Annotated in this window: 9 protein-coding genes; all 9 read right to left on the minus strand. The window is 58.4% G+C overall.

The window, feature by feature from the left end:
* Window positions 1-14: 14 nt before the first annotated feature.
* Window positions 15-758 (minus strand): 3-keto-disaccharide hydrolase, encoded by a 744-nt coding sequence (locus FTW19_RS13820; RefSeq protein ID WP_246153296.1) that lies wholly within the window; start codon window positions 756-758, stop codon window positions 15-17.
* Between the two features lie 50 nt (window positions 759-808).
* A complete protein-coding gene (locus FTW19_RS13825) occupies window positions 809-1,696 on the minus strand; it encodes a VOC family protein (protein ID WP_147648181.1) in 888 nt (295 codons plus the stop codon).
* Window positions 1,697-1,817: 121 nt separating this feature from the next.
* Window positions 1,818-3,632 carry an alginate lyase family protein gene (locus FTW19_RS13830; RefSeq protein WP_147648182.1) on the minus strand — a complete coding sequence of 605 codons (1,815 nt, stop codon included), beginning with the start codon at window positions 3,630-3,632 and terminating at the stop codon, window positions 1,818-1,820.
* Between the two features lie 187 nt (window positions 3,633-3,819).
* On the minus strand, window positions 3,820-6,351 hold the full coding sequence (locus FTW19_RS13835) for an ABC transporter permease (RefSeq protein ID WP_147648183.1): 2,532 nt from the start codon (window positions 6,349-6,351) through the stop codon (window positions 3,820-3,822).
* Between the two features lie 421 nt (window positions 6,352-6,772).
* Window positions 6,773-8,221 (minus strand): sensor histidine kinase, encoded by a 1,449-nt coding sequence (locus FTW19_RS13840; RefSeq protein ID WP_147648184.1) that lies wholly within the window; start codon window positions 8,219-8,221, stop codon window positions 6,773-6,775.
* Complete coding sequence (locus FTW19_RS13845; RefSeq protein WP_147648185.1) at window positions 8,211-9,617, minus strand: sigma-54-dependent transcriptional regulator; 1,407 nt, start codon at window positions 9,615-9,617, stop codon at window positions 8,211-8,213. Before FTW19_RS13845 ends, FTW19_RS13840 begins: the two co-directional genes overlap by 11 nt.
* A gap of 19 nt (window positions 9,618-9,636) precedes the next feature.
* Window positions 9,637-11,535, minus strand: a complete 1,899-nt coding sequence (locus FTW19_RS13850) for a TolC family protein (RefSeq protein ID WP_246153297.1) — start codon at window positions 11,533-11,535, stop codon at window positions 9,637-9,639.
* Window positions 11,532-12,239: an ABC transporter ATP-binding protein gene (locus tag FTW19_RS13855; RefSeq protein ID WP_147648186.1), complete on the minus strand. Its 708-nt coding sequence runs from the start codon at window positions 12,237-12,239 to the stop codon at window positions 11,532-11,534. Before FTW19_RS13855 ends, FTW19_RS13850 begins: the two co-directional genes overlap by 4 nt.
* A gap of 7 nt (window positions 12,240-12,246) precedes the next feature.
* Window positions 12,247-14,763, minus strand: coding sequence for an ABC transporter permease (locus FTW19_RS13860; RefSeq protein ID WP_147648187.1), 2,517 nt, complete (start codon window positions 14,761-14,763; stop codon window positions 12,247-12,249).
* Window positions 14,764-14,766: the final 3 nt, after the last annotated feature.

Raw genomic sequence — 14,766 nt, forward strand, 5'->3', positions numbered from 1 at the left:
GGGCTGTATCCGCGTTATTTAAGCGGATACAGCTTCATATTGCGGAAGTAGAGCTCGGAGCCCTCGGACTGGAAGAGTATCTTGCCACTTGCGGGGAACGCATTGGTTCCTTCGTTGGCCAATTTACCATTCACATACTGCCACACGTGGCCATTACGGTTGACCAACTCCACCACGTTCCACTCTCCGTGTGGCTTCTCTACCTCGTTTATCGGGTCGCGATATCCCACTACGTTCTGGTAAGGTCCTTTGTTGAAGCGATCGATCTTCAAAGCCTTGCCATCAGGACCGGTTACCCGCACACCATCTTTGCCGGTCAGCGCCGCGCCGTCCGTCATCCAGAAGTCGCCGGTGCATCCCTCATTGATCTGAAACTCGACCGACCGCGGCCACACCTTGTTGGGGCCTTGAATGTTGTAAAGAATGCCGCTGTCGCGTGCCTTGCCCTGCCGTGAACCGTAGGTTCCTTCGCCCCACTTGAACTCGGCGCGCAGATAGTAGTTGGAATACTCCTGCTTCGTGATGAAGTAACCCATCTCCATACCGGAAACGTGCACGACACCGTTCTCGATGGTGAAGACGTGGTTGGGGTCGGAGTTCAGTCCCTGGCTGGTGAGGAACGTATCGAATCCCTTGAGATCCTTCCCATTAAAGAACTTTACCGCGCGTCCGTGCTTGGGAATCTCCGGTGACTGGCCTGCAGCCAGGATGGTGCTGCCCAGTAATACCACTGCGTAGATACAGGTTGTAGTACGCATCGGTCGAAGTGCCTCCGTTTATGTCGCAAGTATTGTCACAGAACCGGCGGCTACGGTTTCGGATGCGGAGCCGTGATCGGCGAGCAGCATGGCGTCATCACGGGAGTGAACTCCATCAGCTCCGTGCGTGTACCCTCATCGTCGTAAGAGTTGAACTGCCACTTTCCGTCACGGCCAATTTGCATGGGGCTGTGTTCGGTGCTGAGGCGGTCCTGCGCCGCCAGTGTTGAGACGGCCTGCTCCATATTCACCACGCCGATGGAGTAGTGGTTCATCACGCCCGCCTGTTTCTGCGTCAGCTCCTGGCCCTCGCGCGGCAACATGTACTCCACCCACTCGTTGGCCTCGGGTGTCTGTTGCGAGACCCAGGAAGTGCGACCGTCGGTGCCACCTCCGTACCAGTAGGGCCGGAAGTTGAGAATCTCACGATAGAAGGTGTCTTCTTTTGCCCGGTCATGCACGACCATTCCGACGTGGATGATCCTTGTTCCGATCGGCTGAGCGCCGCTAAGGTCTGCCTTTCCGGGCTGTACAAATTCCACCGTGTTACCTTCGGGATCTTTTACCGAAAAGGTCTTCGATCCATCATTCAGTGTCTGAACCGTTGCCGGAACCTCGACGCGCTTTGCCGCGAGATACGACCGCAAGCCAGCGGCATCGACCGTTTTGTAGGCAAGGTGATCCAGACGGGAAATGCCGGCCTGTGCGGGCAGAGGTAGAACTTCTACAAACTGCGTCGCGTTGACGTAATAACGAGTGCCGGCCGAATTCTCCGGATCCGAGGCTTTCTTCAAACCCATGTCATGTTCGTAATATCGCTGTGCGGCAGCCATATCGTGCGCATAAATGGCAATATGCGAGATGCCGTTGATCGCGGGCCGCTGCTGCGCCGCGAGGGGTAGAGTGCCGAGAAGGAGGAGTAGGGTGGGTGCCTTCATAGCGCAACCATCATAGCCTGTTGTTGTTTCGTCGGCTAGATTGACCGTCAATTGCATGGTTAAGATATGGCGACCCCGTCCCACCCGGAGTCGCCATATCGTTGTATCGAGTCGAGGTCAGTTATTGAGGGAAGTTGCCTCCCAGGGGAAGATTGAAGCTGCAGACGTTGTCCGTACCAACCTCCGCATGCAAAATGGCGTGGTCGAGCGTGGTGTCAGTCAACCGGAATTTGTAGCCGGAAGCGATCTGCACCTGTGATCCGCCGTCGGGCGTGACATAAGCGTCGTAGGTCTGGTTGGGAATGTTGAGAACCATCCAGAAGCTGTACTTCGTTCCACCGGTGTAGGGAATCGAGTTTACGGCCGCATAGCCGCCAACGTTGCCGTTGTAGGCGTCAATGAAGCCAGAGGGATTGAAGCGCACAATGGCCGCAAGCTGTGCATATGCGGCCGGTGTGCCGCTGCTGAGGCCGACAACCGTATTGGCGTTATTTTGCGACGGCGTTGCGTTGAACTTCACCGTAGGAGAGCCGGTCTGCGCAATATACGCGATGTTGTTCCAGGATGAGTTGTTTGCCTGTGTACAGACCTCTGCCGAGTGCGTCAGCGCCTCGAACAAGGTCATGTGATTGCCGTGGTCGGTATCCTGGGCAAGGTTTAGGCCGTTGTTCTGGATCCAGTTATAGGTATTCGCGGTGCCGTGCTGGCCGCTTGTGCCGTGCTGGTTTTGCATAGCGGCGACATTCAGGCGGTTATGGTAGGCGTTGTAGCCGATGACATACGTAGCGCCGTAACCCAGCTTGATCTGGTTGATACCAACTCCGCCGGAGCTGGTGCAGAAGTCGAAGGGCGCGGTGATGATATTGTTCTGGCCAGGGTTCTGGGCTTCGAGGCCTGCGATAAGGTTCAGCGCGCCGACGATCCGGTCTTCCGCTTTGACCTGCGCTCCGGTCTCTGTGGAGTTGCTTGTGTCGGTGTAGAGCTCGCCGCCCTGGATCCAATCGGTCTCCGCGGCCATCATCGTTGAGGAGATGCTGTCTTCGGTATGTGTAAGGTCCCGGCAGGTCTCCTGATTTACGTTCTCCGTGGAAGAGTTGAAGATGCTTTGGCCGAACCAGCTTGGATTGCCGCGTGGCGAAGCTGCATGACTGGAGCCGTCGATCGCATTGAGATAGAAGAGATCAGGAACCCTGCCCAGCCACATAGTGCGTGCCTGATTAAGCAGTGAGCGGTTCTCGGTCAAGACGGCGATCTGCATGGTGCCGTCGATCATACTCATGTCCCAGTTCCCATTGACTCCCGAGCCATTCTGGATAACGGGTTGATAGACATTGATCAGCATGTTCTTGAAGTTGGTGAAGCTGGTGCTGGACCATCCGGAACTGGCGCCTGAGGAGGTGCGGCCGTAGTAGAGGATCTCCGCTGCGCGTGGCCACTTCTCGGCGTCCCAGCCGGACTGTAACGGGCCGTTGGAGCAGTCGGTGCCACTCGGGCAGGAAAGACCGTTGGTTCCGGCATAGCCCTGAAAGCTTGCCCAGGCGTTCATGATGTTCATTGCATTGTTGGCGTATGTCTGGTTACCGGTGATGTACCAGAGCAACGCCTGGACATAGGCCGCATTGGAATCATTATCGGCAGCCTGGCAGCCATGGTTGGGGTTGGAGTTTGATCCGCACTGGCTGATGCCTCCAGGGTAATAACCCTGGACGGTGTAGGTGGTGGACCCGTAAGCGGAGGCCATGGCTTTATTGACCTGACTGCCAACTGTGGCGTTTCCGTTCTGATAAGCAGTGCGGGTGGCAAGCAGCTGTTGTGGGCTTACGACGATACCCGGATGAACCCATGTCTGGGCAGTGGCAATGGTACTGGCAAAAGCGACGGCGCAAGCGATGGCGAAGGCCAGAGCCATAGGCCTGCCGATGGGAGTGATTCTCATGCAGATGCTCCTCTAAGTTGTGTGAGATGCGATGGTGCCGAAGCTGGCCAGCTTTGAGCGGCACCATAGGAGCATTGCCAAAAGATAAATGTCAAGTACGAACTAAATAAACAATCGGTTGTTTAGAAGAGTCTATCGCTACTTCAAAAATGAGACGATTCGAGGTTAGGTTCGGCGGGCAACACAATTATTCAATCCTCAGAGCCTCGACAGGATTGATTGACGCCGCACGTCTTGCCGGAACCAGGCCTGCGACGCAGGCCGCCAGGCCAAGCACCGCGAGCGCTCCCAGCAGGACGCCGGGGTCCACACCTGTGACCTGGTAGAGCTGCGAACGAACGAAACGCACGCACACCAGTGTGGCCGGAACGCCGATGGCCAGGCCGATGATCACCTGCAGGATGGCGCCGCGCAGAATCATCGCCATCACGCCACCTCTGTCGGCGCCCAGAGCCATGCGGATACCGATCTCATTCGTCCTGCGTACGACCGTGTATGCCGTTACGCCATACAGCCCGATCGCCGCCAGTAACAATGCCAGTCCGCCAAACATCATGGTCAACCGCGAGAGCAGCCTCTCCTCGGTGAAGCGGTCAGCGATCTGTTCGTCAAAGGTCTGGAACTTTACCACGGTGAGGTTCGGATTGATAGCGGCGAGAGTGCGTCTCGCAATCGTCTCCATCTCATGGATGGGCCGGTCGGTCTGCAGTACCAGTGCCCCGGCATAGAGATTGAGGTCGTCCTCAATGGGACCATCCGTTGCTACCCGTTGCAGGGTTGGAAGAAAGACCATCAGATGGTCTGTCCATCGCACCGTGGTGTAGGTCGTATCCTGCACCACACCGACGATCTCATAATCGCCTGAGTGCGATTCGGCTGTGCCAATGCGTCGGCCGATCGGGTTGGTGTCTCCGAAGAACTTCTTCGCGAATGACTGGTTTACCACGGCAACTCTGGGGGCGGTCGGCGTGTCACCGATGCCGATGTTTCGCCCGGCCAACAGCTTGGTTCCGACTGAGTCGAAGTACTCCGGACTGACACGTATTACCGAGGCGCCGTGGCTAACATTCAGCAAGCCTTCCGCGTTCCAACCCCAGCCGTTGTTGTTGTCTTCCATCGGTGTATAGCTTGTAATGCCAACTTTCTGTATCCCAGGAATCGCGTGGAACCTGTCCTCCATCTCGCGATATAAGGCCTCAAGCTGTGTCTGCTTGTAGCCGGCAGCCTGCGGGTTGATGTGGACGATATAGCGGTTCCGTGTTTCCAGTTTCATGTCGGTGTTCTCGAGCTTGCGCAGACTTTGTGCGAAGAGTCCTGCGCCGACCAGAAGCACAAACGAAAGGGCGGCCTGTGTGATCACCAGCACCTTCTGCAATTTTGAAGTTCCGCCGGTTGTTGTCCTGGAACCGCTCCGCAGCACATCCGCCGGCTCAGCCCTCGACGCGACAAATGCCGGAGCCAGGCCGAACAATAGCCCGGTCAGTACACTGAGTCCGATGGAAAATGCGATGACCGCGGTGGAAGGAGCAGCTTCAATCGGCACGCCGTGTTCGCCTGGAAACGCGAGCGCCAGCAAAGCCCGCGTTCCGCCGTATGCCACTACCAGGCCGAGAAGGCCACCGATCCCGGAGAGCAAGATACTTTCCGTCAATAGCTGCCGGATCAGACGATCGCGTCCTGCGCCCATGGCCGCGCGTACGGACATCTCGACCTTCCGCGCCATACCGCGCACCAGCAGCAGATTCGCAACATTCGCGCACGCCACCAGAAGCACAAGTGCCGCGGTCCAGGTCAGCAGGTGGAGATGAGCGCCGTAGGCTTCCTGCATCCACATAATGCCATTGCCTGCGGGTGTGAGGGTCACATGGGAACGCGCGAGCTTTGTCTTACCGGCCTCAGAGGTAAAGTTGATGCGTGTCTTGAGTAACGCTTGCCGCAGCTGTGCGCTCAATTTCTCCTGTAACGGAAGAGGTGCTGTTCCTGGTTTTACCCTGCCCACGATATACAGCCAGTTCGTGTTCGGGTCGTGCACGTAGGGTACGTTCATGATCGAGGGCATGGTCTCGATCGGCAGGTAGTAGTCCGGAGGGGTGGCGACGAGGCGGTCTCCGTAGAATCCTTTCGGTGCAATGCCGATAATGGCAACCGGCTTGGTATTCACCCAAAATGTTTTGCCCACGATGTCCGGATTTCCATTGAAGTCCCGCTGCCATGCGGCATAGCTGATTACCGCCGTCATCGGTGCGCCCTTCGTATCATCCGCATCGGTAAACAAGCGCCCGGCATAGGGGCGCAATCCGAAGGTGCGGAAGTAATTACCGGAGACATACTCACCCATGACCGATTTCGGCAGAGCGCCGGGGTCGTCACCGCGCACGGTAACAGGACGGAAGGTGAAGCCCGCCTGGATAGCCGCCAGTTCCACAAACTCCGGGGAGCCTTTCTTCATCTCTTCGTAGGCTTCTGTTGAAAAGAGCGAATAGTCGCCGTCGTTGCGCCAGCCGGAACCCACACAGCAGTCGTTTATGGCTCCGCCACGCACCAATGCCGACGGATCGGCCGCAGGAAGGCTGCGAAGCAGAATGCTGTTGACCAGGGTGAAGATCGCCGCATTCGCTCCAATTCCCAACGCCAGAGTGAGCAGCACGGTCACCGTAAACGCAGGCGTTTTCTTTAACTGCCGCAAGGCATAGCGAAGATCCTGAGCAAAGGTGGTCATTGCGAGCACTCCTCCGTGAACAAAGAACACAACTGCATGTGGATGGCCATGCGTTTCATCGTCATTGACTCCGAAAAATCAAAGACTTCAATAGCCGAGTTACCCGCAGTCATGTCCGGAAGTGAAATCATACGTCCAGTTACGGACAGTGCGATCTGGGGTGTGCATCAAACTCCTGTCGTCAGCGCCGGAGCAGATTTTTTCGAGCTCTAGGAGCGAGGAGAGAACTGTAGCTGGCCTACTGGAACGACGAGTGACGAAGGGATCGGGAAAATCTGCCCCGGCCCTCCGAGTTGCGGCGCAAATTGACCCACACTTCGTTGTCGGCCTCGACTGTGGACCCGCCACAGCCTTCGGGCCTCCGCCTCGTCTGGACCAATTTGCGCCAGCAACGCTGACGATAGGAGTTTGATGACACACCCTAGGACTTATTTGCGCTGTTCACAGCCATCTGAGGGAATGATCGTTCGGCTGTACCCGCGGGCAGCCGCACCTCAGCGACGCAGCCTGTCACTCCGTCAGTACGGTTCGCCAGCCGTACCGCTCCTGCATGTCCTTCGGCGATCTGCTGCGCGAGTACCAGGCCGATGCCTGTCCCGGTAGGTTTAGTGGTGTAAAAGGGCACAAACAGGTTGCTCGCATTGCTCAGCCCCGGACCGTTATCGAGGATGGAGATGGTGACTTCATCGTCAACTCGCCGCCATGTGATCGATACGCTTGCGGAGGTTGCATTCTCTGCATCCGGACCTAAAGCGGCCTCGGTTGCGTTACGCACAAGATTGATCAGGGCCTGCTGCAACTGGTCGGCGTCGGCTTGGATGACGCACTCTTCGCCATCGATCACACGTACGCGAAGGCGGGTTTCCAGCTTGGCGACTCTCAGAATCAGGCTATTTATCTCCACCGGAGCAAGCCGAGGAGCGGGCAAGCCCATGAGCTGCCGGTAGGCCTGGAGAAAACGATTGAGCGACTCGGAGCGGTTTTCAATGATCTCCAGGCCGCGATCGAAGTCTTCCAGGTCCGTAGCGCTGATGCCCGGCCGCAACTGTCCGCGCAAACTGGCGGCGATGGACTTGATTGGCGTGAGAGAGTTGTTGATCTCATGGCCGAGCACGCGGATAAGCCGTTTCCATGCCAGCCGCTCTTCTTCTCTTAACGCCGAACTGACGTCTGCCAGCACCAGCAGTTGATGGGGAATGCCGTGAAGACGAAAGCCGGTGCGCTTCACCATCCATCGGCCGGGCTGGGCTCCGGTATCCATCGTCAGCAGATCTTCATCGGCAGCGCCGGCAAAGCGTTCCAGGCCAAGCTCTCGGGCGGTGTGTCCGAGGGCCGTGCGTATCTTCAGGCCGAAGACGTGTTCTGCCGCCGTATTCAGCAGCTTCAAACGTCCCTCAGGATCGAAGGCCATGACTGGTGAGTGCATGGAATCGACGACACGCTCGACAAGCGCAATCGCCTCCAGAGCGCCGGCCCTCTGCGACTGCAACATATTGGCCAGGGCATTGATCTCGATCGCAAGGTCGCCGATCGCATCCTCGCGCCGTGCACCTCGCGCGCGGAACGAATAATCATCTTCTCGTAACGCTGCTACCACGTTGGTAAGGGTTTGCAGGGGCCGCGTGATCTGCTCCATCGCGATGGAGGTGAGAAAGGCCCAGAGCAGTAGATAGAAGGTGAGCAGGATCACCGTCACAATCCCATCGACGGCATTGGCGTACAGCAGCCACCAACAGAGAACCAGGCCGGGAGCTCCGAAGATCCAGAAGAGCACCCGCAGGCGCGACTCAAAGCCCAACCGTTTCTTCGAGCGCTGCAACGGAATGCGTTGTATCGTTGGTCCGCTTGCGGGCTGGTGCTCAGAGTCCATACTTTTCGATACGGCGATAGAGCGCTCCGCGGCTTAGGCCCAGGGCATCTGCTGCGTGGCTCACATTCCCGTTCGCACGGGCAAGCGCCTTCCGAATAAGAATAGCCTCAACCGCTTCAAGGCTCATATCGTCTAGGCTCTGCGAAGCAGAGCTGCGGTGCTGCGCCTGCAGACCAAGGTTTGAAGCTTCAATCCGCGTTCCTCTTGCCATCAGAACCGCGCGTTCCACCGTATGGTCCAGCTCCCGGACATTGCCGGGCCAGCCGTATTGCAGCATTTGCTGCAGTGCATTGGCTTCGAAGCCCTCAAGCTGGCGGCGATAGCGCGTAGCGTACTTTGCGAGGAAGTGGGCCGCCAGTGCGGGAATATCCTCGCGGCGATCCCGCAGTGGGGGAAGGGAGATCTCGACGGTATTCAGCCGGAAGAGCAGGTCTTCGCGGAATCGGCCGGCTTCGCATTCGGCTCGCAGGTCGGCATTGGTCGCCGACAGCATACGTACGTTCACCTTCTGGGTGCGTGACGATCCAACGCGCTCCATCTCTCCAGTCTCAAGCACGCGCAGAAGTTTGGCCTGCTGGCGGACGGGGATATTGGCGATCTCGTCCAGGAAGAGCGTTCCGCCGCTGGCCAGCTCAAACCGTCCGATACGGTCGGTACGGGCATCGGTGAAGGCGCCTTTCACGTGGCCGAACAACTCACTTTCGAAGGTGCCTTCGGGAAGCGCGCCCGTATTGACGGCGACTATCGCGCGATCGGAGCGAGTTGAGAGGCGATGCAATGTCTGGGCGACGACTTCCTTGCCAGTGCCGTGTTCGCCGGTGATCAGCACATTGGCGTCGGAGGGGCCGATGCGTGCCATCATCTCGACCACACCGCGCATGGCTGGCGCCGAAGCGATGAAGTCCGGGGCGCCTGAGGTGCGAAGAAGGCGGTTTTCTGCCTCGAGCCGCTGCATACGCCGCTGGCTGCGGTAGAGCTCTGTCTGCGTGCGGAGAACGCTCAGCAGACGGGCGTTCTCCCAGGGCTTCTGAATAAAGTCGCTGGCTCCCCGGCGCATGGCTTCCACGGCAAGGTCGATGTTTCCCCATGCCGTCATGACGATGACCGGAAGCTGAGCGTCGATCTCTTTGATGCGGGCAACCAGTTCCAATCCTTCCTGGCCGGAGGTGGTGTCACGCTCGTAGTTCAGATCGATGAGGACGCCATCGAACTCCTCATGCGCAATCGCTTCCAGTGTCAGTGCCGGCGTCCGAACCAGCTCCAGATCGTAGCCTTCGGGTTTGAGCAGCAGGCGAATGGCCTCGAGAATATGCGGCTGATCATCGGCGACAAGTAGTTTGCCGGCCGGCTTTCGATCCGATCCCTTCGCATCTGAAACCATCACAGCCTCTGCCATGTATCCAGTCCCAACTCGTTCACTGTCCGCCTTGAACCGTTCCGGTTCTCGCTGATTCTATCGAAATGTCGTGCGACTCCAGTGTGACACCCAGGGCCCGGTCAAGCTCAACCTTCGCCTTTTGATAGGCCGTCATTGCTGCTACCAGGGTAGATTCTGCGGTAGAGAGGTCGCGGCGAGCGGTGAGAGTCTGCAAGTTCGACCCCGCGCCAAGCTCCTGCTCCTTGGCCGTGATCTCGAAGGTTCGCTGGGCAAGATCCCGCGCCTTGCGGGCCGACTCCACGCGGGCCCGGCTCTGTTGCAGCGTGTACTGCGCGTTCCGCACCTCGATGCGGATCTGTTTCCTCAGCTCCTGTGTGCGCAGCTCCGCCTGGCGCGTTTCCAGATCCGCGCGGTACTGGTCTGACTTGGCAACCCTGTTGCGGATAGGGATGTTGACGTTGATGCCGACATAGTAGTCCGGGGCAGAGTTATTGAAGGCGCCGTTCACCGCTCCATGCCAATCCATGGGTTGAGTGGATGCAACGCCGGCGGAGGGATTCGGCGGGCCGGCGAGACCGCTGCCACCGTAATATGCCGAGAGCGAGACGGTGGGGAGAAGCGCATTGCGTGCCGCGCCCAGGCTGATGCCGCGGTTTTGCAGGTCAATGTCTGACTCGATCAGCTCAATGCGGTTTTTCAGCGCGAGTGCAATGCTGTCAGCAGTTGCCGCAGAGGCGGCGTCAGGTGCGTTATCGACCGAACTTGAATCGGTCGGCTTGACCGGCATCGCTTCCAGGATGGGGTCATCAAGGTTCTTCGTCAGGGCGTTTTTGATTAACAATTCCTGAAACTGCAGGGTCGTTTTCGCGACCGTGACATCCTGCTCGCGGTTGGCGACCTCGGCCTCGTCCTTCAGCACATCCATCGCGGGGATTGCCTCAAGGGCAAGTTCTTTGCGGGCGCTGTCGAGCGTCTGCTGCGCGAATGTGAGGGAGCTGCTCTTTACCTGTTCATCTTCATAAGCAGCGACCAGGTCCCAGTACATATTGGCGATCTGCGTAATGGTGCTGACCACCTGCAGCTTGAAGGCTTCGTCGGAGATCTTGCGGTTGTTCTTCGCAATGCGAAGGTAGCGAAGATTGGGTCCAAAACCGAAGCCGGCCAACAACTGCTGCTGGAACGCGACGCGATAGTAGGTATTCAGCGTGGGGTTGAGGTAGCTGCGAGGGCTGTTGGTTGCTGTACGGTCATTGTTGAAGACCGCCGAGAACGTCGTCCCGGTAGGGAACGCCTGCGAGTAGCTGACGTTTCCCGTTATCGTGTTTAGCTGCAGCTCCTGCACGCCATAGGTCGAGATATTCGACAGCGGCTGAGTATAGTGCTCGACGTTGGCGGTGCCCGTTATGGAGGGATCAAACGACGGGACATTGGTGCCGGTACCGAGTGTCGACTGGACCAGGCCTGAGGCGCCCGAGCCCGCTCCGCCAGCGCCGCCCGAGGTTCCACCGGCGCCTGCGCCTGCCGCTCCTGAACCAAAGCCTCCAACGCCTCCGCCCGGCGTGTTCTGCACGACGCCTGTGTTGACGCCACGGAACGATCCACCGGCGCGAGTGCGAAGAACGTCTGCCTCGGCGATCGGCAGGTTATAGCGTGCGATTGCCAGATCGAGGTTGTTCTCCAGCGCGAGCGCGATCGCGTCCTTCAGACTGAGTTCCAGCACGCCGTTGTGGATCAGTTGATCGATGCGCGGCGTATTGGAGAGATTCGGCGGCGGGACGCTCACGGCGCGATATGTATTGATCGGGTTGCTGGAGTGAGGAATGTCCAGACGTAACGCCGGTGTGGGCGCCTGTGTCGCTGGCGCTGCGTTCTGTGCTGTTGCCGTGACACTCACCGCCGCCAGCAGTGCGGCCGATCCCAGTTTTCTTCCGATCACGAACGTACCTCCTGCAGAGGAGGTTCTGCTGCTCCGGCAGTGTCGGAGTGGACCCAGCCGTCGCGCAGTTCGATGCTACGTGTGCCGTAGGCGGCGTTCGCTTCGGAGTGTGTCACCTGTACGATCGCTGTGCCTTCCTGATTCAGTTGCCGGAACATCTCCATAATCTCTTGTGCCTGTTTTGAATGCAGATTGCCTGTCGGTTCATCGGCGAGCAGCAGTGCCGGCTTATGGATCATGGCGCGGGCGATGCCCACTAGTTGCTGCTGTCCGCCGGAGAGCTGGTGTGGGTAGAGATCCTTTTTCGCGACCATCTGAAAGCGGTCCAGCGTGTCCGCTACCATCGCCTGCCGCTCGCTACGCGGAATATCTTTGTAGGACAGGGGAAGGTCGATATTCTCGGCGACGGTCATGTCATCCAGCAGGTGATAGCTCTGGAAGACCATGCCTATCTTCTGCCGGGCGAGATCGGCGCGCTGCTTGCGGTTCAAACGATGCACGGCAACGCCATCAAAGTCGAACTCGCCCTTCCACTGGTCATCGAGCATAGCGAGCACGTTCAGCAACGAAGATTTGCCCGCGCCCGAAGGGCCCATGATGGTGACAAACTCCCAGGGTTGAATCGTCAGCGAGACTCGCCGCAGCACCCAGGTCTCGGTACCGCCCGCGCGGTAGCTCCGCTCTACATTTTTCAGTTCAATCATCGTTTCTTTACTCCGCCCTCAGAATCGTTGTGGGCTCCGTCAAGGCAGCGCGTCGTGCCGGTAGATAACTCGCAGCCAGTGCAGCCATTACCATGCCCGCTCCCGTAACAGCCATGGCCACAGATGTGCTTGACAGCAGTGCCGTGGGGCTCGTGCTATTGGAATACACGAAGTCTTCCATAAGACTGCCGATTAGCTGCGGCAGCGCGAAGCTGGCAGCGATGCCCAAAACCAGTCCAGTTGCCGTCAGGGCCAAGCCGCGTCCGAGAAACAATCTCAGTACCTGACCTCTACTCGCTCCAACAGCCAACCGGACACCGATCTCCCGCAGCCGTAGAGAGACCTGATAGCTCAACAAGCCGAACAGGCCGATTGCCGTCAGCAGCAAAGCAAAACCCGCGAACGCTGCGGCCATCCATGAGAAAAAGCGAGGCGCCTTCATCGTGCTGTCGATCATCGCCTGCATTGTTTTGACCCGCGCCACAGGAATGGTCGGATCGGCCGCCGACACGGCCTGAGCAAGGATCTTTGCAGAATCCTGGTGCGTAGCCATTCGTACTGTGAATGTCGTCGGGAACCATCCATTCACAACTTTTGTCAGCCCATCGCCTGCTTGTGAAAACGGTACATAGACGACGGGTCGTGGTAGGTCTGCAAGCGAGTTTGTGTGCACGTCCCCCACAATGCCGACGACGGTCCGCAGGTCGGGCTTCTTTCCACCCATGTTCACTTGTTCGCCAATCGCAGACCTGTTCGGCCACCAGTGCTTTGCAGCCGTGGCGCTGATCAGCACTACCTTTACCGCGTTTGCTCCATCCGATTCACTTAGATCGCGACCCATTGCGAGAGGAATGCCCATCGTCGGGATGTATCCAGGCGTGATCAGACGCAATTCGCCGACCTTACGCAACTCAGGTCTGTCTGCCGGTCCAACGCCTGCATTGAGACCGCGGTCCAGTGGTAAGCCATTGATTGCCGCTACGCTGGTAACACCTGGATACTCGCCCAATCGCCGCATTACCTCTTCAATAAATTGCGTTGTGGGCTCGGTCTTGGCATAGCCGTCGCCCTTCAGTGTGACCTGGGCAATGACGAGCTGTTGCGGCTTAAATCCTGTATCGGTCGAGCGTAGCTTCAGAAAACTCCCCATCATCAGCGAGGAAACTGCCAGGAGCACGGTGGCGACGGCCACCTGTGCCACAACCAGCACCTTTTCCAGAGTGGCTTTTTCCTTCGTTGTTCCTACAACATGTCCGTTCCGTAGGGCATCCATCTTGTCCCCTTGCAGAACACGCATTGCTGGCAACAGGCTGAAAGCGACAGTCAGGGTTCCGAGGAGCAGGCCTACCAGAAGTGTCAGCAAAGGCAGGTCTGTCTCGATTGTTGGAATTGCGATAGGAGAGGCCGCTGTAAGTGCCGGCACCATAAGACGCGAGAGCAGCATTCCCAAAGCGATGCCGGCTGTGGCGATTAACACGCTCTCAGAGAGCAGCAGACGCAGCAGGCCAGTACGCGTCGCGCCGAGGGAGCTGCGTACGGCAAGCTCCCGTCCTCGCCTCAGACCTCGCGCCGTCATCAAACCTGCCAGATTCAGGCAGGCCGCTAACAGCACTGCCAGTACTGCACCGGTGAGCGCCAGAACGCTGGACTGAAGATGACTGACCTCCACATCCTTCAGTGGCCACAGCTTGAAGTCATGCAGTAGTTTGCTGCGCGTCGTCCATGCCCGATACTGCGGGTTCTCCTGATAGAACGGTTCTTTCAGTGCATTGAGCTCCTGCTGCGCGGCCGAGAGTGTCACTCCCTGCTTGAGTCGCGCCACCATGGTGTAGTTGTCGCCTCCATACCCAGGGTCTTTCGGACTCAACTGCATCGGGAGCCACAGATCGACATTTATGCCTACCCCGGGCGCACTATAGCCCTGGTCTTTGGGGGATGGTTGCATCACGCCGGTCACGGTATAGCTTTCGCCATTCACATGTACGACGCGCCCTACTACATCAGTGGATCCAGCAAAGGCGCTGCGCCATAATCGTTCGCTCAGAAGTACGACCTTTGGACCGCCCGGACGATCCTCCGCTTCGGAGAAGTTCCTGCCGAGCTGAGGTTGAACTCCGAGGGCAGGGAAGTAGCCGCGGGTGACCTTCTGGCTGCCTACCTGCACGGCTCGCCCACTGCCTGCCTCGTCGATCCAGAGATTCGCACCTCCTGCACTATCCTCGGTTAACCCCATGCTTGAGAAACTCTTTGCATGAGCAGAAAGAAAGTCGGCGGCTGATCCGGTCTGCTCGTTGTTCGGGCGTTCCTGAGGAAAGGTGAATGCAACTCCCACCAGCCGGTCGGATTCGGGGTATGGCAGAGGAGCTAGCAGCGTGCTATTGGCAATCCCCGCCATGGTCAGTGTGGCCCCCATCGCGAGACCCAGCGTCCCTATCGCGGTCGCGGTAAACCCGGGAGCCCGGCGAAGCTGGCGTAGCGCAAAGCGGAGATCCTGCCCCAGCGTAATCAGTGGTAAACCCAACATTGG

The sequence above is a fragment of the Terriglobus albidus genome, assembly GCF_008000815.1.
Taxonomy (GTDB): Bacteria; Acidobacteriota; Terriglobia; order Terriglobales; family Acidobacteriaceae; genus Terriglobus; species Terriglobus albidus_A.

Bases quoted from the DNA above. Each gene is read 5' to 3' on its own strand.
- FTW19_RS13860 (WP_147648187.1), bottom strand. From the start codon at position 14,763: ATGTTGGGTTTACCACTGATTACGCTGGGGCAGGATCTCCGCTTTGCG.
- FTW19_RS13825 (WP_147648181.1), bottom strand. From the start codon at position 1,696: ATGAAGGCACCCACCCTACTCCTCCTTCTCGGCACTCTACCCCTCGCG.
- FTW19_RS13835 (WP_147648183.1), bottom strand. From the start codon at position 6,351: ATGACCACCTTTGCTCAGGATCTTCGCTATGCCTTGCGGCAGTTAAAG.
- FTW19_RS13840 (WP_147648184.1), bottom strand. From the start codon at position 8,221: ATGGACTCTGAGCACCAGCCCGCAAGCGGACCAACGATACAACGCATT.
- FTW19_RS13830 (WP_147648182.1), bottom strand. From the start codon at position 3,632: ATGAGAATCACTCCCATCGGCAGGCCTATGGCTCTGGCCTTCGCCATC.
- FTW19_RS13855 (WP_147648186.1), bottom strand. From the start codon at position 12,239: ATGATTGAACTGAAAAATGTAGAGCGGAGCTACCGCGCGGGCGGTACC.
- FTW19_RS13820 (WP_246153296.1), bottom strand. From the start codon at position 758: ATGCGTACTACAACCTGTATCTACGCAGTGGTATTACTGGGCAGCACC.
- FTW19_RS13845 (WP_147648185.1), bottom strand. From the start codon at position 9,617: ATGGCAGAGGCTGTGATGGTTTCAGATGCGAAGGGATCGGATCGAAAG.